This window comes from Xanthomonas sp. CFBP 8151, from assembly GCF_011761885.1.
Taxonomy (GTDB): Bacteria; Pseudomonadota; Gammaproteobacteria; order Xanthomonadales; family Xanthomonadaceae; genus Xanthomonas; species Xanthomonas arboricola_B.
Genome location: NZ_JAASQZ010000002.1, coordinates 455,155 through 478,801, shown reverse-complemented (window position 1 = coordinate 478,801; position 23,647 = coordinate 455,155). Strand labels below are relative to the sequence as shown.

Annotated in this window: 20 protein-coding genes and 1 other RNA gene; 16 read left to right on the top strand and 5 right to left on the bottom strand. The window is 67.8% G+C overall.

Going from position 1 to position 23,647, the window contains the following annotated elements; all coding sequences use genetic code 11:
* Positions 1–11: 11 nt before the first annotated feature.
* From FHT08_RS10015 to FHT08_RS10000, 4 genes are read right to left on the bottom strand one after another with little or no spacing between them, the layout of a single operon-like run.
* A complete protein-coding gene (locus FHT08_RS10015; RefSeq protein WP_166774997.1) occupies positions 12–1,397 on the bottom strand; it encodes an FAD-linked oxidase C-terminal domain-containing protein in 1,386 nt (461 codons plus the stop codon).
* Entirely contained in the window at positions 1,394–1,933 is a 540-nt protein-coding gene (locus FHT08_RS10010; protein ID WP_104606776.1) for a metal-dependent hydrolase, read from the bottom strand. Before FHT08_RS10010 ends, FHT08_RS10015 begins: the two co-directional genes overlap by 4 nt.
* Before the next feature lie 16 nt (positions 1,934–1,949).
* Entirely contained in the window at positions 1,950–2,318 is a 369-nt protein-coding gene (locus tag FHT08_RS10005) for a YraN family protein (RefSeq protein ID WP_104538525.1), read from the bottom strand.
* A gap of 4 nt (positions 2,319–2,322) precedes the next feature.
* Positions 2,323–4,053, bottom strand: coding sequence for a penicillin-binding protein activator (locus FHT08_RS10000; protein WP_104538524.1), 1,731 nt, complete (start codon positions 4,051–4,053; stop codon positions 2,323–2,325).
* An 82-nt stretch (positions 4,054–4,135) separates the two neighbouring features.
* Between FHT08_RS10000 and rsmI the strand changes: the two genes are divergently transcribed.
* Both rsmI and rnpB read left to right on the top strand, forming a co-directional pair.
* Positions 4,136–4,957 carry a 16S rRNA (cytidine(1402)-2'-O)-methyltransferase gene (gene rsmI / locus FHT08_RS09995; protein WP_039523544.1) on the top strand — a complete coding sequence of 274 codons (822 nt, stop codon included), beginning with the start codon at positions 4,136–4,138 and terminating at the stop codon, positions 4,955–4,957.
* A gap of 162 nt (positions 4,958–5,119) precedes the next feature.
* Positions 5,120–5,547, top strand: an RNA gene (rnpB, locus tag FHT08_RS09990) — RNase P RNA component class A.
* A gap of 197 nt (positions 5,548–5,744) precedes the next feature.
* On the opposite strand, the gene FHT08_RS09985 is transcribed toward rnpB, so the two are convergent.
* The gene (locus tag FHT08_RS09985; protein WP_166774996.1) at positions 5,745–6,518 is read right to left on the bottom strand and encodes an NRDE family protein; all 774 of its coding nucleotides are present in this window, start codon (positions 6,516–6,518) and stop codon (positions 5,745–5,747) included.
* Between the two features lie 314 nt (positions 6,519–6,832).
* Here FHT08_RS09985 and mraZ point away from each other — a divergent pair, with 314 nt between their 5' ends.
* The 14 genes from mraZ to ftsZ all read left to right on the top strand — a co-directional run bounded on the left by mraZ (position 6,833) and on the right by ftsZ (position 23,500).
* The gene (mraZ, locus tag FHT08_RS09980) at positions 6,833–7,288 is read left to right on the top strand and encodes a division/cell wall cluster transcriptional repressor MraZ (RefSeq protein WP_104538522.1); all 456 of its coding nucleotides are present in this window, start codon (positions 6,833–6,835) and stop codon (positions 7,286–7,288) included.
* A 14-nt stretch (positions 7,289–7,302) separates the two neighbouring features.
* Positions 7,303–8,361 carry a 16S rRNA (cytosine(1402)-N(4))-methyltransferase RsmH gene (rsmH, locus tag FHT08_RS09975; RefSeq protein WP_166775443.1) on the top strand — a complete coding sequence of 353 codons (1,059 nt, stop codon included), beginning with the start codon at positions 7,303–7,305 and terminating at the stop codon, positions 8,359–8,361.
* Positions 8,358–8,621 carry a cell division protein FtsL gene (ftsL, locus tag FHT08_RS09970; RefSeq protein WP_005991913.1) on the top strand — a complete coding sequence of 88 codons (264 nt, stop codon included), beginning with the start codon at positions 8,358–8,360 and terminating at the stop codon, positions 8,619–8,621. Before rsmH ends, ftsL begins: the two co-directional genes overlap by 4 nt.
* Before the next feature lie 211 nt (positions 8,622–8,832).
* Positions 8,833–10,701, top strand: coding sequence for a penicillin-binding protein 2 (locus tag FHT08_RS09965; protein WP_024939428.1), 1,869 nt, complete (start codon positions 8,833–8,835; stop codon positions 10,699–10,701).
* An 8-nt stretch (positions 10,702–10,709) separates the two neighbouring features.
* Entirely contained in the window at positions 10,710–12,185 is a 1,476-nt protein-coding gene (locus FHT08_RS09960; RefSeq protein WP_181141378.1) for a UDP-N-acetylmuramoyl-L-alanyl-D-glutamate--2,6-diaminopimelate ligase, read from the top strand.
* Complete coding sequence (murF, locus tag FHT08_RS09955; RefSeq protein ID WP_166774995.1) at positions 12,182–13,675, top strand: UDP-N-acetylmuramoyl-tripeptide--D-alanyl-D-alanine ligase; 1,494 nt, start codon at positions 12,182–12,184, stop codon at positions 13,673–13,675. Before FHT08_RS09960 ends, murF begins: the two co-directional genes overlap by 4 nt.
* A complete protein-coding gene (gene mraY, locus FHT08_RS09950; protein WP_104538520.1) occupies positions 13,665–14,750 on the top strand; it encodes a phospho-N-acetylmuramoyl-pentapeptide-transferase in 1,086 nt (361 codons plus the stop codon). The genes murF and mraY overlap by 11 nt, the downstream gene beginning before the upstream one ends.
* The gene (gene ftsW, locus FHT08_RS09945; protein ID WP_104606772.1) at positions 14,750–16,129 is read left to right on the top strand and encodes a putative lipid II flippase FtsW; all 1,380 of its coding nucleotides are present in this window, start codon (positions 14,750–14,752) and stop codon (positions 16,127–16,129) included. Before mraY ends, ftsW begins: the two co-directional genes overlap by 1 nt.
* Complete coding sequence (gene murG / locus FHT08_RS09940; RefSeq protein WP_166774994.1) at positions 16,126–17,406, top strand: undecaprenyldiphospho-muramoylpentapeptide beta-N-acetylglucosaminyltransferase; 1,281 nt, start codon at positions 16,126–16,128, stop codon at positions 17,404–17,406. Before ftsW ends, murG begins: the two co-directional genes overlap by 4 nt.
* Positions 17,403–18,836: a UDP-N-acetylmuramate--L-alanine ligase gene (gene murC / locus FHT08_RS09935; protein ID WP_104606770.1), complete on the top strand. Its 1,434-nt coding sequence runs from the start codon at positions 17,403–17,405 to the stop codon at positions 18,834–18,836. Before murG ends, murC begins: the two co-directional genes overlap by 4 nt.
* Complete coding sequence (locus tag FHT08_RS09930) at positions 18,833–19,789, top strand: D-alanine--D-alanine ligase (protein WP_166774993.1); 957 nt, start codon at positions 18,833–18,835, stop codon at positions 19,787–19,789. Before murC ends, FHT08_RS09930 begins: the two co-directional genes overlap by 4 nt.
* Positions 19,790–19,901: 112 nt before the next feature.
* Complete coding sequence (locus FHT08_RS09925) at positions 19,902–20,738, top strand: cell division protein FtsQ/DivIB (RefSeq protein WP_166774992.1); 837 nt, start codon at positions 19,902–19,904, stop codon at positions 20,736–20,738.
* Positions 20,735–21,970 carry a cell division protein FtsA gene (gene ftsA / locus FHT08_RS09920; RefSeq protein WP_003485272.1) on the top strand — a complete coding sequence of 412 codons (1,236 nt, stop codon included), beginning with the start codon at positions 20,735–20,737 and terminating at the stop codon, positions 21,968–21,970. Before FHT08_RS09925 ends, ftsA begins: the two co-directional genes overlap by 4 nt.
* Positions 21,971–22,261: 291 nt before the next feature.
* Positions 22,262–23,500 (top strand): cell division protein FtsZ, encoded by a 1,239-nt coding sequence (gene ftsZ / locus FHT08_RS09915; RefSeq protein ID WP_039530676.1) that lies wholly within the window; start codon positions 22,262–22,264, stop codon positions 23,498–23,500.
* Positions 23,501–23,647: the final 147 nt, after the last annotated feature.

Genomic DNA, 23,647 nt, shown 5'->3' with positions numbered 1-23,647 from the left:
CGACCACGCCACTAGAACGGTGGCAGTACCTTGCCCGGATTCAGGATTCCGTCCGGATCCAGCGCGGCCTTGATCGCGCGCATCGCCGCCAGGGTCGGTGCGCTGAAGGCCTGGGCCATGAAATCGCGCTTGGCCACGCCGATGCCGTGCTCGCCGGAGAGCGTGCCTTCCAGCGCCAGCACCAGTGCAAACAGGCGCGGCAATGCGGCATGTGCGCGCGCGTCTTCGTCGGCATCGGCCGGGTCGTACATGATGTTGACGTGCAGGTTGCCGTTGCCGGCATGGCCGAAGGCCACAATCGGCAACGCGAACTCGGCGGCAAGCGCTTCCACGCCGGCCACCAGTTCGGGGATGCGCGAGACCGGCACCACCACGTCCTCGTTGATCTTGCCCGGCTTGATCGTGCGCAATGCCGGCGACAGCGCACGCCGCGCAGCCCACAACCTGTAGCGCGCGCTGCCATCGGCGGCCACGTCCAGGCTCACCACGCCCTCGCCATCGGCGGCATCGTGCAAGGCCTGCAATGCGTAGGGCAGGGTGTCGTGATCGCCATCGGCTTCGATCAGCAGCATCGCGCCGGCCTCGGGCACATCGCTGCCGTTGCGGCGCAGTAATGCGATCGCACTGGCATCCATGAATTCCAGCATCGTCGGCGTGGTCGGTTGCGCCATGATGCGCGACACCGCCGCCGCGGCGCTGGCCGCATCGCGATACAGCGCGCGCACGCCGGCTTGTGCGACCGCGCGCGGCGTCAGCTTCAGGGTCGCTTCGACGATGATCGCCAGGGTGCCTTCGCTGCCGACCAGCAGATGCGTCAGGTCGTAGCCGGTGGAATTTTTCGTGTACGCGCCGCCGCAGCGGATCACCTCGCCGGTGCCGGTCACAGCGACCAGGCCGAGCACGTTGTCGCGGGTGGCGCCATATTTCACCGCGCGCGGGCCGCCGGCATTGGTGGCCAGGTTGCCGCCGACGCTGCAGATGTCCGCGCTGGACGGATCCGGCGGCCAGAACAGGCCATGCGGCTGCAAGGCCTGCTGCAAGTGGCCGTTGAGCAGGCCCGGTTGCACGATGGCGCAGCGATCGGCCGGACGCAGCGCAAGGATGCGATGCATGCGTGCCATCGACATCACCACGCCGCCGGAAAACGGCACCGCCGCACCGGTGGTGCCGGTGCCGGCGCCGCGCGCGACGATCGGCACGCCATGCGCGCGGCAGGCCTGCACGATCGCCACCACATCCTCGGTATCGCCCGGCAAGGCGACGGCGGCGGGCAACGCCCAGCGGCGCGAATCGTCCTCGCCATAGCGGCGCCGCGCGTCGTCGCCGGTCAACCAGCCATCGGGGCCAAGCCGCGCGGCCAGCAACGCGGCCAGGGCAGTGGGAAGCACATCGGTCATGACGGGTGATCCTGTGGTGCCGCGCGCTGGATGCATGTCCATCCCAGCACCGCGACGGTGAGCGGCAGCCAGACCCAGCGCAGCTCGGAGAGCAGCGTGGCAAGGCCGCGCGCATTGAAGAAACCGTTGGCCAAGGGCGACACGCGGATCGGCCGCCACGGCGCGAACCAGCGCGCCTCGCTCCATGGCCAGGTCAGCGCAACGCCCAGTCCGCCGGAGGTCATCGCATCCAGCAGCGGATGCGATGCGGTGCAGACGAACAAGAATGCGGCTGCCTGCAGCGCGTCCGCACGCAACAGCCGATGCGCAACCCCACCCAGCAGCGCGCTCAGCCCGGCGAACAGCAACGAGTGGCTGGCACCGCGATGGCCGAACGCATCCGCATACGGAACATGCAACGCGAACGCCAGCACGTCGGCATCCGGCAGCATCGCCGCGACGATGCCGGCACCGAGCAGGCGCGGCGATACGCGGCCGCGTTCACTGGCGCACCAGAGCGCCAGCGGCACCGCGGCATGGGTGATGATGGTGGGCATCGCGCGTGGGTCGTTATCAGCAATCGTCGGCGCGGAAGGCGTCGCGGATCCAGTTCAGCACCGGCGGCTCGCCGCTGGCTTCCACCACATCGAAGCGGCACGGCAAGGTTGCCAGCGCCGGGTGATAGGCAAGAAACAGTTGCGCGGCCAGCACCAGTTTGCGGCGCTTGCGCGCATCCACAGATGCCGCCCCGCCGCCGAAGCGGTTGTCGCGGCGATAACGCACTTCCACGAACACCAGCGCCTGCCCGTCGCGCATCACCAGATCCAGTTCGCCGCCGCGGTAGTTGGCATTGCCCACCACCAGCCGCAGCCCGGCCTGCTCCAGCAGCGCGCGTGCGGCCGCTTCCACCGCCGCACCACGCTGCTGGCGCGTTGCCGGCATGGCGTCAACGGCCGTCGGCGATCGGCACCGGGCGGCCACCGTTGAACGTGGACCAGGCCGGGGTGCGCAGCACGTTGCCGAAGCCATCCAGATGCAGCGTGCCGGTGGCGCCGCGCAGGCCGCCGTCGGTGCCGGTGGCGAGCTTTTCCAGGTACGCGCTGATCTTCCAGGCGTCGTAGCCGAACGCGAACAGGCGTGCGCCCGGTCCGCGTGCGCTGGGTAGCGTGCTGGCGACCTGGGTGGAGGCCGGCAGGCCGGACACGCCCAGCGCGGTCCAGGTTTCGCTCGGGTAGATGATGCCGTCCAGGGCCAGGTCGTCCTCGACCTTGCCGGTGCCGGCCACCAGCTGCGAGGTGCCCACGCGCGACTTGCCGGCGAATCCGCTCAAGGCCAGTTGCGGTGCCAGCGCGCGCGCGGTGTTGCCACGCACCGCCAGGAACACTGCATCGGCAGCACCATAGTTACGCAGCTGTGCACCGATGTCGCCCGGCACCTCGGCCACGCTGATGCTGCCGGCCACGCTGCCGCCGCGTTCGCTGAAGCGGTCGCGGAACGCCTTGATGGTGCGCTTGCCGTTGTCGTCGCTGGTGCCGACGATCAGCACGTTGCGGCGCTCGCGCGCGAGCAGGTATTCGGCAGCCATGATGCCGTCGTCTTCCGGCGCCAGCGAGAAGCCGGCGCTGCCGCTGGGCGGGGCCTTGTTGTCGGTGGGGCGGTTGAGCGCCAGCACTGGCACCGCCAGCTGGCCGCGTGCGAACACGGCGCTGACCTCGTCGCGACCCAACGGGCCGACCACGTAATCGACCCCGGCGCTCACCGCTTTGTCGTAGGCGGCATTGGCGCCGGCGGCGGTGCCGGCGGTGTCGAAGAAGCGCAGTTCCGGGCGGCGGCGGGTTTCGGCGTAGTAGCCGGCCAACAGGCCGTCGCGCACCGGTGCCGAGGCGGTGGCCAGGCTGCCGCTGAGCGGCAGCAGCACGCCCAGCTTGACCGGCGGGCGGTAGCCATCGCGTTCGGCCGGCGGGCGCTTGCTGGTATCAAAGCCCCATTGCGCGTCGCGGTCGAACGCGCGCGGCAGCGCCAGTCCGCGGCTGATCAAGGCGCGGCCGGCGAAGTTGTACAGCGGGTCGCCGGCCGGCAGCGCCGCGGTGCGGCCCTTCAGCGTGGCGTCGTCGAGCGCGGCGAGCAGGCGCACGATCGCGCGCTGGTTCTCGCTGCGCGGGGTGCCGGTCAGGCTGGCGTCGGCGCGTGCGCGGTCGGCGGCGGCCCCGAACAGGTCGCCGGTGCCTTCCAGTGCGGCGGCGCGTGCCAGCAGCCAGCGGGTCTGCAGTGGCTGCGGCAGGCCTTGCGGGCTGTCGCCCAGCGCCTGCAACGCTTGCGCGGCCTGCTTGTCGATCACTGCCAGCTCGCCGGTCAGTAGCTCGAAGCGGGCGCGGTCTTCGCCGCTGAGATGACGCGGGGTGACCTGCGCCAGCAGCGTGCGCGCACGTGCGTCATCGCCGGCGTCGTGCCAGCCGAATGCGGACGCCGCCAGCAGGCGGCTGCGCTGCGCACCGCTGGCGCCGGCGGCCTCGGCTTCCAGTTGCTGGGCCGCCTCGCGCGGCTTGCCCTGGTCCAGCAACGCCAGCGCCGCGCTCTGGGTCGGCGAGGCGGTCTGGGTCACGCTGCTGGTGGCGCAACCGGCGGCCAGCATCGCCATCAGCGACAGGGCGGAGATCCTTGCAACACGCTTGTTCATTTCAGATCCATTGGACGGGGTCCGCCGGGGCGGATCGTTAAAAACGCTACGATTCTACCCTTTGCCCTACGGAATACCGTCGATGACCTCCCCTGGAACCCTGCATGTGGTCGCCACGCCGATCGGCAACCTGGCCGACCTGTCGCCGCGTGCGCAGGAGGTGCTGCGTGGCGTGGCCGCGATCTGCGCCGAAGACACCCGCCATACCCGCCAGCTGCTCGGCCATTTCGGCATCGACCGCCCGCTGCTGGCCCTGCACGACCACAACGAAGAAGCCATGTCCGAGCGCATCGTCGCGCGCCTGCGCGAGGGCGAGTCGCTGGCCATCGTCAGCGACGCGGGCACCCCGCTGGTCAGCGACCCCGGCTTCAAGCTGGTGCGCGCCGCCCGCGCCGCTGGGATCCGGGTCAGCCCGGTGCCGGGCGCCTGCGCCGCCATCGCCGCGCTCAGCGTGGCCGGCCTGCCCAGCGACCGCTTCGGCTTCGAGGGCTTTCTGCCGGCCAAGAGCGCCGCCCGCCGCGAGCGCCTGGCGCACCTGGCCGGCGAAACCCGCACCCTGGTGTTCTACGAGTCCTCGCACCGCATCGTCGAGTCGCTGGCCGACCTGCGCGGCGCCTTCGGCGACGAGCGTCCGGCGGTGATCGCCCGCGAGCTGACCAAGCTGTTCGAAACCGTGCTCGACGGCACCCTGGCCGAGCTGCAGGCCAGGGTCGAAGCCGACGACAACCAGCGCAAGGGCGAGTTCGTGGTGATGGTGCAGGGCGCCGCCGACGCCGCCGAAGGCCAGCTGGCCGAAGGCCGCCGCGTCTACGCCAAGCTGGCCGAACACCTGCCGCCGTCCACCGCCGCCAAGCTGGCCGCCGAGCTGACCGGTGCACCGCGCAAGGCGTTGTATGGCGGCTAGGTGCTGTTGCAGGAGCAGGTTGACGTGCACTGGGATTTTTCTCGGTAAGGCCTCTCGCGCCCAGGTGCGCTCCTACGGGCAATTGCGGGCCTACCGGCAATTGCGGGGCTGGCAGCGTTACGCCGTTCTGCATGGTGGCGATAGCGTATAGTGCGCCCCGGCGGAGTCGGCCAGACAGTCGCGTCACTCGCAAGAGTGCCGAGGAAAGTCCGGGCTCCATAGGGCGAGGTGCCAGGTAACGCCTGGGCGGCGCAAGCCGACGGAAAGTGCAACAGAAAGATACCGCCTACGTCCCTCGTCACCCCTCTGCCGCCACTGAAACGTGTCGGCGATGCATCAGCATCGCCAAGTGCGTTCGGAGGCCGCAGAGGGGTGGCGAGGGGCCGGTAAGGGTGAAATGGTGCGGTAAGAGCGCACCGCGAGTCCGGTAACGGACCGGCACGGCAAACCCCACCTGGAGCAAGACCAAATAGGGATCCATTGGCGTGGCCCGCGCTGGATCCGGGTAGGTTGCTTGAGCGTTGCGGTGACGTAGCGCCTAGACGAATGACTGTCCACGACAGAACCCGGCTTACCGGCCGGCTCCGCCACCTTCGTTTGGGCGTTCGCCCTTCTCGAAGATGCCCACGCTTGGTACCGCCTTCGGCAGTACAAAACGCGGGCCCCGCTCCGGGCATGCCAGAACCCCGCGGCTGTTGCCGCGCCCCTTGACTCAAGGGGGCTTGCACTTGGGTGCTTTGCCGGGCGCCTTGCCTTGGCTGCGATCAATGTGAGCTGGTTGTTGCGGTCATTGTCGACGCGTCCCGACGATGTCCAGCCGTGTGTCGCCCTGGAAGATCCCGGCGGGACCGAAGCGGCGTTCGTGGATGAAGCCGTTGCCCTGGTGGTCCACCGCGACGATGGTGCTGGCGCGGGTGCCGTAGCTGGGTCCGTTGATGAAGGCGGCCGAGAGCAGGCGTTCGGTGGGCAGGTCTACGCCGGTGTGGGGCAGGGCGGCGTCAGGCGCGATGGCGGGGTTGCCCAGGGCGGTCCACAGCGGTTGCAGGTCGTCGGTACCTGCGGCGCACCAGTCCTGCAGGGCTGCAGTCAGTGCAGCGGTCTTGGGCCAGCGCGCGTCCAGCGGGCCGTTGGACATGCCGTGGATGCCGGGCGCCAGCGTGCGCGCCAACGGCGGGTGATTGCTGAGGTGTTCGCAGCGCTCGGTGTCGCACAGCAATAGATTGAATGGCGGGAATTCGTGCGCGGCCGCTGCCAGGTCGCCAGCGTAAACGGCCGCGTCCAGGCTGCCGGCCAGGTAATCGGCAATGAGATGTCCGCGCGAGCGCCCGGACGTGCTGGCGAGCGGGTCGCGCACGTTGGTCACCACTGCGGCGCGCCCGTCGCTGCCCAACCCCACCCAACTGCCGCCCGAGCGCAGGTCGCGGCCCGCCAGTACGCCATTGGCGGGCGCCGGCCAGCGCGCCAGCGCAGCGGTCGGCCGGTCGTGGAACTCATCGCGGTTGCCCGCCAGCAGCAGACGCCAACGCGGGTGGGTTTTCCAGGCAAGAGCGACCAGGCACATGGCGCCGATTGTCGCCTGTTTGCGCAATGCCCATGTGCAGCTGGCGCAGTGTGAAGTGAGACTGCGGTCGGGTTTACATCGCCTTCACGCCCCTGAATTTTTGTTCAATCTCAAAATCTGAGATGAAACAGCAACTTGTGGATAACCTTTGAACAAGTCTCTAAAGAGTGCTGCAACTCATTGATGCAACTGGCGATTTATGGCCTTCAAAGTTGTTGACAACCTTTGACGCGCTGCTAAGGTGGGCAACGGAGGGAAAACCAGGTGTTTTGTGGTTTTTCGTGGTTCAATGATCCCCCAGCGGGTATTCGAGGTTGTATTCGGTGTTTCAGGGCGAGACTGCCATCACGGTGGACGACAAGGGGCGTATGGCGGTGCCGACCGCGTACCGCGACCTGGTCACGCGCGCGAGCGGCAATCGCCTGGTGCTGACGTACAACCCGTTCGAAGCCGGATGCCTGTGGCTGTATGCGGAAAAGGAGTGGGAGCGGGTGCGTGACGATGTGATGTCCAAGCCCAATACCCAGCGCGTGGTCCGCACGCTGCAGCAGAAACTGGTGGGTTCTTCCGCAATGCTCGAGCTGGACGCCAATGGCCGTCTGAGCATCCCGGCCAGCCACCGCAATGCGGTCGGCATCGAGAAGAAGGCCGTGCTGCTGGGCATGGGCGACAAATTCGAACTCTGGAGCGAGCAGGCACATCGCGCATTGATCCAGCAGACCTTGTCTGACGGGGATCTGGGCGATGAATTGCTCGATCTCAGGTTGTGAGCCGGGGTGCCCGGATGCGCGGTGAAGCGCAGCCCGGTCACCCGGTGTCGCAGCCACCGGCGGCCCACGTGCCGGTGCTGTACACGCAGGTTCTGGACGGCCTGCAGGTGATCGACAACGGAACCTATCTCGATGGCACGTTCGGGCGTGGCGGACACGCCCGTGGTGTGCTGCAACACCTTGGCCCGGGAGGTCGACTGCTGGTGATGGACAAGGACCCCGACGCGATCGCCGTGGCCGAACAGTCGTTCGGTGACGATGCGCGCGTGTCCATCCATCGCGGCAGCTTTGCCGGCCTCGGCCAGGTGGTCGCTGCGGCAACCGTCGACGGCATCCTGCTGGATCTGGGCGTGTCCTCGCCGCAGCTGGACGTGGCCGGGCGCGGTTTCAGTTTTGGCAAGGACGGCCCGCTGGACATGCGCATGGACCCGGACGCCGGCCAGAGCGCGGCCGAGTGGCTGGCGCATGCCAGCGACCGCGACATCGCCGACGTGCTGTGGACCTATGGCGAAGAGCGCCAGAGCCGCCGCATCGCGCGCGCCATCGTGGCGCGCCGCGCCGAACAGCCGCTGCTGCGCACCGCGCAACTGGCCGAATTGATCGCCTCGGTGATGCCGCGCGGCGACAGCAAGACCCATCCGGCCACGCGCAGCTTCCAGGCGATCCGCATCTACATCAACCGCGAACTGGACGATCTGGAAGCCGGCCTGGATGCCGCCCTGGGCGCGCTCAAGCCCGGCGGCCGCCTGGCGGTGATCAGCTTCCACTCGCTGGAAGACCGCATCGTCAAGCAGTTCATGGCCCGCTACGCCAAGGCCCCGCCAAGCAACCGCCGCCTGCCCGAAGCACAGCCGTTCGTGCCGACGCTGCAGCTGATCAGCGGCGCCATCAAGGCCGACGACGCCGAACTGAGCGTCAACCCTCGCGCCCGCAGCGCGGTATTGCGGGTGGCCGAAAAGCTGGGAATGGGGAATGGGGAATCGGGAATGGACAAAGGCAACAGTGCCGCTGCTTTCCGATTCCCGACTCCCGATTCCCGATTCCCGGCGTCTCCGAACGGAGACGCCGCATGAGCCGCCTGCTGCTCATCGTGCTGCTCGCCTGCAGCATCGCCTCGGCGATCGGGGTCGTGTACATGCGTCACATGCATCGCAAGCTGTTCGTGCAGTTGTCCAAGCTCGAGCACACGCGCGATGAATTGAACATCGAATTCGGCCGGCTGCAACTGGAGCAGGCCACCTGGGCGGAAAGCAATCGCGTGGATCAGGTCGCGCGTGCGCGCATCGGGATGAAGTTCCCGGAGACCAACGACATCGTGGTGGTGCGCCCATGACCGAACGGCAGGACAGCCGTTTTGCACGGCGAAGCCGCCCGCAGGGTGGCGCACACACAGGTACGCCCATGACAAAACGGCAGGACAGCCGTTTTGCACGGCGAAGCCGCCCGCAGGGTGGCGCACACACAGGTACGCCCATGACAAAACGGCAGGACAGCCGTTTTGCACGGCGAAGCCGCCCGCAGGGTGGCGCACACGGAGGTGCGCCATGAAAGCCGGCCGCAACCGCGCGCGCAGCAACTTCAATCTGCGTGGCCGCCTGACACTGGTCGGCATCGCGCTGGGCCTGTGCTCGGTGACGCTGATCGGCCGGGCGGCGTTCGTGCAGCTGGTCAACCGCGATTTCTACCAACGCCAGGGCGAAGCGCGCTATCTGCGTGAGCTGCCGATCGCCACCTCGCGCGGCATGATCACCGACCGCAACGGCGAGCCGCTGGCCGTTTCCACGCCGGTGGAATCGATCTGGGTCAATCCGCAGGAACTGTTGCGCAACCCGGACCGCATTCCCGAGCTGGCCAAGGCGCTCGGCCAGCCGCTGGACGAGTTGAACGCCAAGCTGGCGCAGAAGGCCGGCAAGGAATTCATGTACCTGCAGCGCCGGATCAATCCGGACAAGGCACATGCGATTGTCGATCTGAAGATTCCCGGTGTGTTTTCGCAGCGCGAGTTCCGCCGCTTCTATCCGCAAGGCGAGGCGATGGCCCACGTGCTGGGCTTCACCAATATCGATGACCGCGGCCAGGAAGGCTTGGAGCTGGCCTTCGACGAATGGCTGCGCGGCAAGCCGGGCTCCAAGAAGGTGGTGCGCGATGCGCGCGGCGCGATCGTGGAGAGCGTGGATCTGGTACGTCCGGCGCAGCCGGGCAAGGACCTGACGCTGAGCATCGACCGCCGCATCCAGTTCCTGGCCTACAAGGAGCTGCGCAACGCGCTGGTCGAAAACAATGCGGCCGGCGGGTCGATGGTGGTGATGGATGTGGCCACCGGCGAAGTGCTGGCGATGGTCAACCTGCCCACCTACAACCCCAACGCGGTCACCGGCATCAACCCGTCGGCACGCCGCAACCGTGCGGTCACCGATCTGGTCGAGCCGGGCTCGACGATGAAGCCGCTGACCGTGGCCACCGCGCTGACTGCCGGTGTGGTGACCAAGGACACGGTCATCGACACCAACCCCGGCTACATGTCGGTGGGGCGTTTCACCATCCGCGATGTGCCGCGCAACAACGGCGTGCTCAACGTCACCGGCGTGATCACCCGCAGCTCCAACATCGGCGCGGCCAAGATCGCCGCCAAGGTGCCGGACCAGACCTTCTATCAGTCGATCCGCAACTTCGGCTACGGCGCGGCGCCGCACAGCGGTTTTCCCGGCGAATCGGCCGGCGTGGTGCTGCAGCCGGCGCGCTGGAGCGGCCCGTCCAAGACCACGATGTCCTACGGCTACGGCCTGTCGGTGACGCCGCTGCAGATCGCGCAGGCGTATGCCACGTTGGGCAATGGCGGCAAGCTGACGCCGCCGACCTTCGTGCGCGGCCAGCACAACGAGACCCGCCAGGTGGTCACCCCCGAGGTGGCGCGCCAGGTCATCGACATGATGGAAACCGTGGTCACCCAGGGCGGCGCCAAGGGCGCGGCGATCCTGGGCTATCACGTGGCCGGCAAGACCGGTACCGCGCGCAAGAACGGCGCTAACGGGTACGAGCGCGGGCATTACAACGCGCTGTTCGCCGGCCTGGTGCCGGCCACGCGTCCGCGCTTTGCCACCGTCATCGTGATCAACGATCCGCAGGGCAAGGTGTATTACGGCGGCCTGGTGTCGGCGCCGGTGTTCCACAGGGTGATGGAAGGCGCGCTGCGGCTGATGGACGTGCCGCCGGACGACATCCAGTCGTGGCTGGCCGCGCAGGCCGCCGGCAAGACCGGGCAGCCGGTAGTCAAGCCGCAGCCCGCCGATCTGGATCCGGCGTTGGTGCCGGACCCGGTGGATGAAGTGTCTGCGGGTATTCCCACCGCACTCGCACCGGCTGCACTGCCCGCACCCGCCCAGCCTGCACCGCTGCAGGAGAGCCGCCAGTGAGCCGCAGCATGCCGCTGTCGCAGTTGTTGCCGGACGTGCCGCTTGCGCACGAGGTGCAGGTGTCGGGCCTGGTGATGGACAGCCGTGCGGTGCGTGCGGGCGATGCCTTCGTGGCGATCGCCGGGTTTGGTGCGCATGGCCTGGGCTTTGTCGACCAGGCGCGCGCCAATGGCGCGGCGGCGGTGTTGTTCGAACCGCCGGCGCCGGCCGACCTACCGGCACCGGCCGATGCGATCGCGGTGCCGGGCCTGCGTGCGCGCCTGGGCGCGATGGCCGATCAGTTCCATGGCCAGCCCTCGCGGGCGATGCGCATGGTCGGCGTCACCGGCACCAACGGCAAGACCTCCACCGTGCAATTGCTGGCGCAGGCCCTGACGCTGCTCGGCACCCCTGCCGGCACGCTCGGCACCCTGGGTGTCGGCCTGTACGGCAGCGCCGTGCCGACCGGTTTCACCACGCCGCTGGTGCTGCAAACGCATGCCTTGCTGGCGCAGTTGCGCGACGCGGGCGCGCAGGCGGTGGCGATGGAAGTCAGCTCGCATGCGCTGGACCAGGGCCGCGTGGATGCGGTGCATTTCGACGTGGCGGTGTTCACCAATCTCACCCGCGACCATCTCGATTACCACGGCGACATGGCGCAGTACGGCGCGGCCAAGGCCAGGCTGTTCACGCGCGCCGGATTGAAGGCCGCGGTGGTGAACCTGGACGATGACTTCGGCCGCACGCTGCTGGCCTCGCTCGACCCCGCGCTGCGCGCGATCGGCGTGAGCTCGCGCGCGCAGGCCCAGGCAAGCGTGCGTGCGCAGGCACTGCAGCTGGATCACAACGGCATCAATTTCGCGCTGCATCTCGACGGCCAGGTGCATCCGGTGCACTCGCCGCTGCTGGGCCGCTTCAACGTGGACAACCTGCTGGCCGTGGCCGGTGCGTTGTCTGCGCTGGAGATCGCGCCGGCGCAGATCGCCGAAGTGCTCGGTCGGCTGCAGCCGATCCACGGCCGCATGAATCGCCTGGGTGGCGCGCATGGCGCACCGCTGGTGGTCGTCGACTACGCACACACGCCCGACGCGCTGGAACAGGCATTGGCCAGCCTGCGCTCGCATGCACAGGACCGGCTGATCTGCGTGTTCGGCTGCGGCGGCGAGCGCGATACCGGCAAGCGCCCGCAGATGGCGGCCATTGCCGAGGTCAATGCCGACGTGGCGATCGTCACCGACGACAATCCGCGTGGCGAAGATGGCGATGTGATCGTGGCCGATATCCTGCGCGGCTTCGCGCGCCCGGATGCGGCCATCGTGCAGCGCGACCGCGCCGCGGCGATCCATCAGGCCATCAGCATGGCCAGCCCCTCCGACATCGTGCTGATCGCCGGCAAGGGCCACGAGCCGTACCAGGAAGTCGCCGGCGTGCGGCATGCCTTCGACGACGCTATCGTGGCGGCGCAGGCCCTGTTGCCGCGCACCTTACTGGGAGTGCGCGCATGAAGCTCACTCCGCTGTCGTTGATCGCCCACTGGGCCGGTGGCGAGCTGCATGGCGACGACGCCATGATCGACACCGTCGGCAACGACACCCGCACGCTGGCCAACGGCAGCCTGTACGTGGCGCTGCGCGGCGAGCGTTTCGACGGACACGACTTTGCCGCAGACGCGGTGGCGCACGGCGCCAGCGGTGTGCTGGTCGATCGCCTGCTGCCGGCGCTGAGCGTGCCGCAGGTGCTGGTGGAAAATACCGAACTCGCGCTTGCGCGTATCGCTGCCGGCATGCAGCGCGACCGCGCCACGCGGGTGATCGCCTTGACCGGCTCCAACGGCAAGACCAGCGTCAAGGCCCTGCTGCTGGCCATCCTGACCGAGGCCGGGCGTGTCGACGGCACCACCGTGTACGCCACGCCGGGCAACCGCAACAACGAGATCGGCCTGCCGCTGGCGGTGATTGCTGCGCCGGACGATGCGGACCTGGCGATCTACGAAATGGGCGCCGGCAAGCCGGGCGATATCGCCTATCTCACCGAGATCGCGCAGCCGCACGTGGCCCTGGTCAACAACATCGCGCCCGCCCATCTGGAACGCCTGGGCAGCCTGCTCGGCGTCGCCCGCACCAAGGGCGCCATTTACGCCGCATTGCCGGCCGATGGCGTGGCGGTGATCAATGCCGACGATGCCTTCGGTGCCTGGTTCGAGCAGCAGTTGCATGCGCAGCCGGTGCAGGGCCGTCGCGTGTTGCGTTACGGCCTGCAGGCCAGTGCCGACATCACCGCGCATGGCTTGCGGCTGCAGGCCAGTGGCGCGCAATTCACCCTGGTGACCCCGCAGGGCCAAGCGCAGATCGCGCTGCCGTTGCCGGGCCGCCACAACGTGCTCAACGCGCTGGCTGCGGCCGGTCTGGCGTTGGGTGCGGGCATCGCCTTGCCGATCATCGCCGCCGGTCTGGCCCAGGCGCACCCGGTGGCCGGACGTCAGATCACCCACGCCCTGCCTGGCGGCGCGGTGCTGATTGACGACAGCTACAACGCCAATCCCGGTTCGCTGGATGCCGCCATCGACACCCTGGCCGCTGCACCTGGCGAGGGCTGGCTGGTGCTCGGCGACATGCGCGAACTCGGCCCGGAAGGCGCGGCCCTGCATGCCGCCGCCGGACGTCGCGCGCGCGCGGCCAAGCTGCAGCGCCTGTATGCGCTGGGCGAGCTCAGTGCCGCCGCCGCGCAAGCGTTCGGCGAGGGCGGCCGGGTGTTCGCCACCCATGCCGCGTTGATCGCGGCCTTGCAGGCGGATCTGGCACAGCTCGCCGTTTCGTCGACCCAAACGCAGGAATCTTCTTCGATGTACGAACACACCGGTGCGGCGGCGCCCACTGCCGCCCCCACGGCGCAAACCCCGCCCACGCTGCTGGTGAAAGGCTCCCGTGGCAGCGCCATGGACCGCATTGTCGCCGCGCTGCTCGCCCCGGCGGAGGACGCATCCCATGCTGCTTGAGCTGGCGCGTTGGCTGCAGCAACTGGAGAGCCTGTTCGGGCTGTTCAACTATCTGACCTTTCGCGGCATCCTGGCCGCGCTGACCGCGCTGTTCCTGTCGTTGTGGATGGGCCCGGCGGTGATCCGCAAGCTGGCCCAGTTCAAAGGCGGCCAGCCGATCCGCCAGGACGGCCCGCAGACGCATTTCTCCAAGGCCGGCACCCCGACCATGGGCGGTTCGCTGATCCTGCTGACGGTGACCTTGTCGGTACTGCTGTGGGGCGATTTGCGCAACCGTTACGTGTGGTTGGTGCTGGCGGTGATGATCTGTTTCGGCGCGATCGGCTGGTACGACGACTGGATCAAGATCGTGCGCCGCGATCCCAATGGCCTGAAGTCGCGCTGGAAGTATCTGCTGCAGTCGATCTTCGGCCTGGCCGCAGGCCTGTTCCTGTACTACACCGCCGACGTGCCGGCCGCGATCACCTTCTACATCCCGATGTTCAAGTCGATCGCGCTGCCGCTGGCCGGCGTGAGCTTCGTGGTGATCGCCTATTTCTGGATCGTCGGCTTCTCCAATGCGGTGAACCTGACCGACGGCCTGGATGGTCTGGCGATCATGCCGACCGTGCTGGTGGCCTGTGCGCTGGGCGTGTTCGCCTACGCCTCGGGCAACGTGGTGTTTGCCGAATACCTGAAGATCCCGCTGATTCCCGGGGCCGGCGAGCTGATCATCATCTGCTCGGCGATCGCCGGCGCAGGCCTGGGCTTTCTGTGGTTCAACACCTATCCGGCCATGGTGTTCATGGGCGATATCGGCGCGCTGTCGCTGGGCGCGGTGCTCGGCACCATCGCGGTGATCGTGCGCCAGGAGCTGGTGCTGGTGATCATGGGAGGGGTGTTCGTGATCGAAACGCTGTCGGTGATGATCCAGGTCGCCAGCTTCAAGCTGACCGGCAAGCGCGTGTTCCGCATGGCGCCGATCCACCACCACTTCGAACTCAAGGGCTGGCCGGAGCCGCGCGTGATCGTGCGCTTCTGGATCATTTCGGTGGTGCTGGTGCTGATCGGCCTTGCCACGTTGAAGGTGCGCTGATGAACGACATGTCCCGCCAGGCCACGCGACTGGACGCCATCGGCGGCCGCTACGACCCGTGGCTGCTCGGGGCCGCGGCCACGCTCGCCTCGCTGGGCGTGGTGATGGTGGCGTCCAGCTCGATCGAGCTGTCCGACAACCCGTTCTATTACTTGACCCGCCATCTGCTGTTCCTGGGCATCGGCGTGGGCCTGGCATTCTGGGCGATGCGCACCGAGCTCAAGACCATCGAGCAGTACAACCAGGTGTTGCTGCTGGCCTGCTTCGGCCTGCTGATGGTGGTGTTCGTGCCCGGCCTGGGCAGCAGCGTCAATGGCGCCAAGCGCTGGATCAATCTGGGCGTGTCGAAATTCCAGACCGTCGAAGCGGTCAAGGTGCTCTACATCGTGTGGCTGTCCAGCTATCTGGTGCGCTTTCGCGACGAGGTCAACGCGACCTGGCCGGCGATGCTCAAGCCGCTGGGCGTGGCGATCGCACTGGTCGGCCTGCTGCTGATGCAGCCGGACTTCGGCTCGTCCACGCTGCTGCTGGCGATCACCGCCGGCATGCTGGTGCTGGGCGGGGTGAACCTGCCGCGCATGTCGATGCCGATCGTGTTCGGCCTGCCGGTGTTCGCCTTCATCGCGATCCTGGAGCCGTACCGGCTGCGTCGCATCACCTCGTTCCTGGACCCGTGGGCCGACCAGCTCGGCTCCGGCTATCAGCTGTCCAACGCCTTGATGGCGGTCGGCCGCGGCCAGTGGACCGGCGTGGGCCTGGGCGCCTCGGTGCAGAAGCTCAACTACCTGCCCGAAGCGCATACCGACTTCATCTTCTCGGTCATCGCCGAAGAGCTCGGCTTTGTCGGCGTGTGCGGGGTGATCTCGCTGTACGCGCTGTTGGTCGGCCGCGCGTTCTGGCTGGGCATGCGCTGCGTGGAAATGAAGCGTCACTTCTCCGGCTACATCGCCTTCGGCATCGGCCTGTGGATCAGCCTGCAGAGCTTCGTTTCGGTAGGCGTGAACCTGGGGATTCTGCCGACCAAGGGCCTGACCCTGCCGCTGATTTCCTCCGGCGGCTCGTCGGTGCTGATGACCTGCGTGGCGATGGGCCTGCTGCTGCGCGTGTCCTACGAAATGGATCGTGCCGAGCGCCTGCGCAGCAAGTTGTCGCCGCAGGGTGCGGGCGCGCCGTCGGCCGAGCCGGTCGAACCGGTGGTCGAGTCGGCCGCGCCGGCCTATGCGCCCGCGCGCAAACCGCAGCGCGAGCCAGTTGCCGCAGCATCCGCCCCGGCACCGGTCGCTGCAGCCTCGGCGACGTCTGCGCATGCGTCCGAGTTCCTGCGCGGCACCAGCCGCATGCAGCCGCGTGTGGAACCGACCTTCGGGAGGATTGCATGAGCGCTCATGCGAATCCCGCGCAAACGCCTGCACATCCAGGTGCGGGGATCCGACCAGTGATGATTCTTGCTGGCGGTACCGGCGGGCACATCTTCCCGGGTCTGGCCGTGGCCAAGGTGCTGCGCGCGCGTGGCGTGCCGGTGACCTGGCTGGGCGCCGACGGGGCGATGGAAACCCGGCTGGTGCCGCAGCACGACATTCCACTGGACACGCTGTCCATCAGCGGTCTGCGCGGCAAGGGCCTGGTGAAATTGCTGGGCGCGCCGGTGCGGGTGATGCGCGCAGTGCGCGCCGCCGGCTTCGTGCTGCGCAAGCGCCAGCCGCGTGCGGTGATCAGTTTCGGCGGCTTTGCGGCCGGCCCGGGCGGCCTGGCAGCGCGGCTGCTCGGTGTGCCGTTGCTGGTGCACGAGCAGAACCGCGCGCCCGGCATGACCAACAAGGTGTTGTCGCGGTTTGCGCGCCGCGTGCTGACCGGCTTCCCGGGCAGCTTCGTCGGCGAAGAAGCAGTGGGCAATCCGGTGCGTGCGGAAATCGCAGCGCTTCCCGCGCCGGCCACGCGCCTGCTCGGCCGTGGCACTGCCGTACGCGTGCTGGTGCTCGGTGGCAGCCAGGGCGCACGCGCATTGAACCAGGCGGTGCCGGCGGCACTGGCCGCGCTCGGTCACCCAGATGTGGACGTGCGCCACCAGTGCGGTGAAAAGCTGCGTGCGGAAGCCGAGGCCGCGTACGCGCAGGCGAGCGTCAACGCCAGCGTCGAACCGTTCATCGCCGACATGGCCGCCGCCTACGCCTGGGCCGACCTGGTCGTATGCCGCGCCGGTGCCTCCACGCTGGCCGAACTATGCGCCGCCGGCATCGGCAGCGTGCTGGTGCCCTTCGCCGCAGCAGTGGACGACCACCAGACCCGCAATGCCGAATACCTGGTCGGCGCCGACGCCGCCGTGCTGCTCAAGCAGGACGACACCCTGGCCGTGCGGCTGCAGCAGGTCCTGCAGGGCCTGCTCGCCGATCCCGCCCGCCGCCTGTCGATGGCGCAAGCCGCGCGCACCTTGGCCAAGCCGGACGCCGCCGAACGCATCGCCGAAATCATTCTGCAGGAAGCCGGCAGTGGTGAATCGGGAATGGGGAATGGGCAGAGCTCAGAACAATTGCAGGAACAGACAGTGATGCAAGAAAACAAGCGCACCGGTCAGGCGCTCAACGCCGCAGGTGCCTCGCTTTACACGATTCCCGATTCCCAATTCCCGATTCGCACCTCCACCGGAGGTGCCGCGTGATCCGCCGTCTGCAGGACAGTGGCGATCTGGTGCGGGCGTTTCCGCGCGTGCATTTCGTCGGTATCGGCGGCACCGGCATGAGCGGCATTGCCGAGGTGATGCTGACGCTGGGCTACGAAGTCTCCGGCTCGGACAACTCCGATAACGTGGCGACACGTCGGCTGGCCAAGCTGGGTGCGCGAGTGATGCGCGGGCATTCGGCGGCCAACGTGCTCGGCACCGATTGCGTGGTGGTCTCCAGCGCGATCCGCGAAGACAACCCCGAGCTGATGGAAGCGCGCAGCCAGCGTATTCCGATCATGCCGCGTGCGGCGATGCTGGCCGAGCTGATGCGTTTCCGTCGCGGCATTGCGGTGGCCGGCACGCATGGCAAGACCACCACCACCAGCCTGGCGGCAGCGGTGCTGAGCGAGGGCGGGCTGGATCCGACCTTCGTCATCGGCGGGCAATTGCTGGCTGCCGGTGCCAACGCCAAGCTCGGCGGCGGCCAGTGGCTGGTAGCCGAGGCCGACGAGAGCGATGGCAGCTTCCTGCGTCTGAATCCGCTGATGGCGGTGATCACCAACATCGATTCGGATCACCTGGAAAACTACGGCAACGATTTTTCGCGCATCCAGGCGGCATTCGCCGAGTTCCTGCAGCGCCTGCCGTTCTATGGTCTGGCGTTGCTGTGCATCGACGATCCGGAAGTGGCTGCGCTGGCCGGCAAGACGCCGCGCCATGTCATGAGCTACGGCATGAGCGAAAACGCCGACGTGCGCGCCGAGGACGTGGTGCAGGACGGTCCGCGCATGCGCTTCACGCTGCGCCTGCCTGAGGGCACCACCACACCGGTGACGCTCGCCTTGCCGGGCCGCCACAACGTGCTCAACGCACTGGCGGCCGCCGCGATCGGCTGGCAGCTGGGCGTTGCGCCGGAAACCATCGCGCGTGCGCTGGAAAACTTCGCCGGCATCGGCCGCCGCTTCAACGACCTGGGCGAAGTCACCACCAGCACCGGTGCGCGGGTACGCGTGGTCGACGATTACGGCCACCATCCGCGCGAGCTGGAAGCGGTGTTCGCCGCCGCCCGTGGCGGCTGGCCGGACAAGCGCCTGGTGGTGGCGTTCCAGCCGCATCGCTACAGCCGTACCCGCGATCAGTTCGACGCCTTTGCCGCGGTGCTGAGCACCGTCGATGCGCTGGTGCTGAGCGAGGTGTATCCGGCCGGCGAAGCGCCGATTCCGGGCGCCGATGCGCGTGCACTGGCGCGTGCGATCCGTGCGCGCGGGCGCAGCGAACCGGTCGTGGTCGGCCAGATCTCCGGCCTGGCCGAAGTGCTGCCGGACGTGCTGCAGGATGGCGATCTGTTGCTGATGATGGGCGCAGGCGATATCGGTTATGTCGCACAGCACATCATCAACAACGGTTTCACCGGAGCGAGCGCATGAGCGCGATGATTCCCAACGCACGCATCAGCGACCCGGCCGCGTTCGGCCGCGTCGCCGTGCTGCTCGGCGGCACCTCGTCCGAGCGCGAGGTGTCGTTGAACTCCGGCAGCAACGTGCTCGATGCACTGCGCGGGCGCGGTGTCGATGCGCAGCCGGTCGACGGCATTCCGGCCCTGGCGCAGGCGCTGGTCGCGCAACGCTTCGATCGCGTCTTCAACGTGCTGCACGGCCATAACGGCGGCGGCGAAGACGGCATCGTGCAAGGCCTGATGGAAGCCTTCAAGGTGCCGTACACCGGCTCCGACGTGCTGGGTTCGGCGTTGAGCATGGACAAGATCCGCACCAAGCAGGTGTGGCTGTCGCTGGGCCTGTCCACGCCGCGCTATGCGCGCCTGGCCGCCGGTGCCAGCGCCGACGACATCCATGCCGCCGCCCGGCAGATTGGCCTGCCGGTGATCGTCAAGCCGGCCAACGAAGGCTCCAGCGTCGGCATCAGCCGCGTGTTCGACCAGGCCCAGCTCGAACAAGCCGTGGTGCTGGCGGCGCGCTACGACGGCGCGCTGCTGATGGAGCAACTGATCGAAGGCGACGAACTCACCGTGGCCGTGCTCGGCGAGGTCGCGCTGCCGTCGATCCGCATCGTGCCCAAGGGCCAGTGGTACGACTACAACGCCAAGTACCTGGCCGACGACACCCAGTACCTGTGCCCGGGCCTGGACGACGATGCCGAGACGCAACTGCGCCAGCTCGCCCTCGACGCTTTCCGCGCCGCCGGCGCCCGCGGCTGGGGCCGCGTCGACGTGATGCGCGATCGCGCCAGCGGCCAGCTGTATCTGCTCGAAGTCAACACCGCCCCCGGCATGACCAGCCACTCGCTGGTGCCCAAGGCCGCACGCCAGCTCGGTATCGATTTCGAAGAACTGGTCTGGCGCGTGCTGGAGCAGACGCTATGACGCCGGGAATGGGGAATCGGGAATCGGGAATCGCAAAAGCGACAGCAGGCAGTGCGCCGCTGTTGACGATTCCCTATTCCCGATTCCCCATTCCCGCGCGCGGAGCGCGCGCATGAACGCCACCCTGCGCATCCTGGCGTGGTTGCTCGCGGTGGCGCTGGTCGCGTTGCCGGTGGTGGCCGTGCTCAATGGCTGGGTCGGTGCCGAGCGTTGGCCGTTGGCGCGGTTGCGGGTGTCGGGCGACTTCAAGCGGGTGCCGGCCGAAGAGTTGCGTGCGGTGGTACTGCCGTATGCGCGCTCGGGCTTTTTCGCGGTGAAGTTGCAGAACGCGCAGGACGCCATCGCGCGCTTGCCGTGGGTGGAAAGTGCGCAGGTGCGCAAGCGCTGGCCGGACGTGCTGGAAGTGCACGTCACCGAGCACAAGCCGTTCGCGCGCTGGGGCACCGACCGCATGTTGTCCGAACAGGGCCGGTTGTTCCGCACCCCGCCATTGTTGAAGGATTTCAAGTTGCCGCAACTCGGTGGCCCGGACAGCAAGACCCAGGACGTGGTGGCGCTCTACAACGAATCGCGCGCGCTGTTCGCGCCGACCGGGCTGGATGTGGAGCGTCTGGAAATGGACGCGCGTGGTAGCTGGTCGCTGGGCCTGAGCAACGGCGTGCAGATCGTGATCGGCCGCGACGACGCCCGCGCCCGCCTGCAACGCTTCGCCCGCGTGCTGCCGCAACTGGCTGACCCGCAACGCCCGATCGCCCGCGCCGACCTGCGCTACACCAATGGCTTTACGGTCGAACGGCGAATGGAGAATGGGGAGTCGGGAATGGATAAAAAACCCAAGCCGACGCCGCCCGCTGCGCCTCACACACTTGTCCTCAATTCTCCTCGCATTCGTGCACCGCTGTTGACCATTCCCCATTCGCTATTCCCTATTCCCGGCTTTAAGACATGAACCGCAAAGGCGACAAATCCCTCATCGTTGGACTGGACATCGGCACCTCCAAGGTCGTCGCGCTGGTCGGCGAGTACTCGCCCGGCAATCCGATCGAAGTGATCGGCATCGGTTCGCATGAATCGCGCGGTCTCAAGCGCGGCGTGGTGGTGGACATCGAGTCCACCGTGCAGTCGATCCAGCGCGCGGTGGAAGAGGCCGAGTTGATGGCCGGCTGCGAGATCCGCTCGGTGTACGCGTCGATTTCCGGCAACCACGTGCAGTGCAAGAACTCGCCCGGCATCGTGCCGATCCGCGACGGCGAAGTGACCTGGAGCGATCTGGAGCGCGTGCTGGATGCGGCCAAGGCCGTGGCCATTCCCGCCGACCAGCGCATCCTGCATGCGATCCCGCGCGAGTACGTGCTGGACGACTCGCAGGAAGGCATCCGCAATCCGGTCGGCATGACCGGCGTGCGCCTGGAGGTGCATGCGCATCTGGTGGTGTGCGCGCAGTCGGCGGCGGCCAACATCACCAAGTGCGTACAGAAGTGCGGCCTGCAGGTGGACGATCTGGTGCTGTCGTCGCTGGCTTCCAGCGTGGCGGTGTTGACCGCCGACGAGCGCGAACTGGGCGTGGTGCTGGTGGATATCGGCGCCGGCACCACCGACCTTGCGGTCTACGTGCAGGGCGCGATCTGCCACACCGCCTCGCTGCCGATCGCCGGCGACCACGTCACCAACGACATCGCGCACATGCTGCGCACGCCGACCCCGGAAGCCGAGCAGATCAAGGTGCGGTATGCCTGCGCGCTGGCGCAGCTGGCCACCGCCGAAGAAAGCATCCAGGTACCGTCGGTCGGCGATCGCCCGCCGCGCCGCATGCCGCGGCATGCGCTCGCGCAGGCGGTGCAGGGCCGTTACGAGGAAATCTTCGAAATGGTGCAGGCCGAACTGCGCCGCTCCGGTTTCGAGGAAATGGTGCGCGCCGGCATGGTGCTCACCGGTGGCGCGTCGAAGATGGAAGGCGTGGTCGAACTGGCCGAGGAGATGTTGCAGATGCCGGTGCGCGTGGGCATTCCCCAGCACGTCACCGGTCTGGGCGAAGTCGTCGGCAACCCGGTGCACGCCTCCGGCGTGGGCCTGTTGCTGATGGGCAGCCAGATCGAACACCCGCGCCGCCCGTCGATCCCGACCGGACGCGCCGGGAGCTTGTTCAAGAAATTGAAGAATTGGTATCGCGGCGAATTCTGACGAATCGGGAATCGGGATTCGAGAATTGGTTGAAGCAAAGGCGAAGCGGTTGCGGCAGGTTTGAGTGGAGAGCGGGTGAGAGCGGGCAGGGCGTAATTTTTTGTGTTTCCGCCGAGGAAAGTGGTAGTTGGCGTGGAGGTGATTCGCTGTTGCGATTCCCCATTCCCGACTCCCCATTCCCGGCATTCAAACAACAACATTCGCCGACATGCGGGTGTTGGGCTGGCGAACGGAGCGATCCGATTCCCCATTCCCGATTCCCCATTCACGGCATCCAAAGAGGACACTGACATGGCACATTTTGAACTGATCGAAAAGATGGCTCCCAACGCGGTAATCAAGGTCGTTGGCGTGGGCGGTGGCGGCGGCAACGCGGTTGCGCACATGGTCAACACCAATGTCGATGGCGTGGAATTCATCACCGCCAACACCGACTCGCAGGCGATCAAGAACTGCGGCGCCAAGCTGCAGCTGCAGCTCGGCACCAACGTCACCAAGGGCCTGGGCGCGGGCGCCAATCCGGAAGTCGGCCGTCAGGCCGCGCTGGAAGACCGCGAGCGCATCATGGACGCGCTGCAGGGTGCGGACATGGTGTTCATCACCGCCGGCATGGGCGGCGGCACCGGCACCGGCGCAGCGCCGGTGGTGGCACAGCTGGCCAAGGAAATGGGCATCCTGACCGTGGCCGTGGTCACCAAGCCGTTCCCGTTCGAGGGCCGTCGCCGCATGCAGGTCGCGCTGAAGGGCATCGAGGAACTGAGCCAGCATTGCGACTCGCTGATCACCATCCCCAATGAAAAGCTGATCACCGTGCTCGGCCGCAACGCCACCATGATCCAGGCGTTCCGCGCTGCCAACGACGTGCTGCAGGGCGCCGTGCAGGGCATCGCCGATCTGATCGTGCGTCCGGGCCTGATCAACGTCGACTTTGCCGACGTGCGCACCGTGATGTCGGAAATGGGCCTGGCGATGATGGGCACCGGTTCGGCGCGCGGCGACGATCGCGCGCAGGCCGCTGCCGAAGCCGCCATCCAGAACCCGTTGCTGGACGACGTCAACCTGGCCGGCGCCAACGGCATCCTGGTCAACATCACCGCCGGCCCGGACTTCACCATGTCCGAGTTCGACGAGATCGGCCGCACCATCGAGGCGTTCGCCTCGGAAGATGCGACCGTGGTCGTCGGCACCGTGCTCGACCCGGACATGCAGGACGAAGTGCGCGTCACCGTGGTGGCCACTGGCCTGAACCGTGCGGTTGCCCGTCAGACCCAGCGCCCGGACCAGCGTGCGCCGATCAAGCTGGTGCGCAATGCCACCACCGGCCAGCCGGAATTCGGCGATTTCGACACCAGCGGCGGCGATGCGGTGTCCAAGGCCGTCGGCGGCAGCATGGGCCTGGGCCTGCGTCGTCCGAGCAGCGACTCGGTCGGCAGCGGTGGCAACAACGGCGGCGGTTCGGCTGCGCCGGCCGCAGACCTGCCCAACGATTACCTGGATATCCCGGCGTTCCTGCGCCGCCAGGCCGACTGAGGATCGTCGGCTGCGTCGCTACGGCGACGCGGTCCGTCCCGCCTCCGGGTTCGCCCCGGGGGGTGCAGTGCCATGTCCTTTCTGCCGGATCGGCCACGGTCCGGCAGCTTTTGCAGTTGCGTGACCTGGGAATTACAGTTCCCGTCA

Excerpts from the sequence above, each read along its gene's own strand:
- FHT08_RS10015 (WP_166774997.1), bottom strand. The coding sequence starts at position 1,397 with ATGACCGATGTGCTTCCCACTGCCCTGGCCGCGTTGCTGGCCGCGCGG.
- FHT08_RS10010 (WP_104606776.1), bottom strand. The coding sequence starts at position 1,933 with ATGCCCACCATCATCACCCATGCCGCGGTGCCGCTGGCGCTCTGGTGC.
- FHT08_RS10005 (WP_104538525.1), bottom strand. The coding sequence starts at position 2,318 with ATGCCGGCAACGCGCCAGCAGCGTGGTGCGGCGGTGGAAGCGGCCGCA.
- FHT08_RS10000 (WP_104538524.1), bottom strand. The coding sequence starts at position 4,053 with ATGAACAAGCGTGTTGCAAGGATCTCCGCCCTGTCGCTGATGGCGATG.
- rsmI (WP_039523544.1), top strand. The coding sequence starts at position 4,136 with ATGACCTCCCCTGGAACCCTGCATGTGGTCGCCACGCCGATCGGCAAC.
- FHT08_RS09985 (WP_166774996.1), bottom strand. The coding sequence starts at position 6,518 with ATGTGCCTGGTCGCTCTTGCCTGGAAAACCCACCCGCGTTGGCGTCTG.
- rsmH (WP_166775443.1), top strand. The coding sequence starts at position 7,303 with ATGCGCGGTGAAGCGCAGCCCGGTCACCCGGTGTCGCAGCCACCGGCG.
- ftsL (WP_005991913.1), top strand. The coding sequence starts at position 8,358 with ATGAGCCGCCTGCTGCTCATCGTGCTGCTCGCCTGCAGCATCGCCTCG.
- FHT08_RS09965 (WP_024939428.1), top strand. The coding sequence starts at position 8,833 with ATGAAAGCCGGCCGCAACCGCGCGCGCAGCAACTTCAATCTGCGTGGC.
- FHT08_RS09960 (WP_181141378.1), top strand. The coding sequence starts at position 10,710 with ATGCCGCTGTCGCAGTTGTTGCCGGACGTGCCGCTTGCGCACGAGGTG.
- murF (WP_166774995.1), top strand. The coding sequence starts at position 12,182 with ATGAAGCTCACTCCGCTGTCGTTGATCGCCCACTGGGCCGGTGGCGAG.
- mraY (WP_104538520.1), top strand. The coding sequence starts at position 13,665 with ATGCTGCTTGAGCTGGCGCGTTGGCTGCAGCAACTGGAGAGCCTGTTC.
- ftsW (WP_104606772.1), top strand. The coding sequence starts at position 14,750 with ATGAACGACATGTCCCGCCAGGCCACGCGACTGGACGCCATCGGCGGC.
- murG (WP_166774994.1), top strand. The coding sequence starts at position 16,126 with ATGAGCGCTCATGCGAATCCCGCGCAAACGCCTGCACATCCAGGTGCG.
- FHT08_RS09930 (WP_166774993.1), top strand. The coding sequence starts at position 18,833 with ATGAGCGCGATGATTCCCAACGCACGCATCAGCGACCCGGCCGCGTTC.
- FHT08_RS09925 (WP_166774992.1), top strand. The coding sequence starts at position 19,902 with ATGAACGCCACCCTGCGCATCCTGGCGTGGTTGCTCGCGGTGGCGCTG.
- ftsA (WP_003485272.1), top strand. The coding sequence starts at position 20,735 with ATGAACCGCAAAGGCGACAAATCCCTCATCGTTGGACTGGACATCGGC.
- ftsZ (WP_039530676.1), top strand. The coding sequence starts at position 22,262 with ATGGCACATTTTGAACTGATCGAAAAGATGGCTCCCAACGCGGTAATC.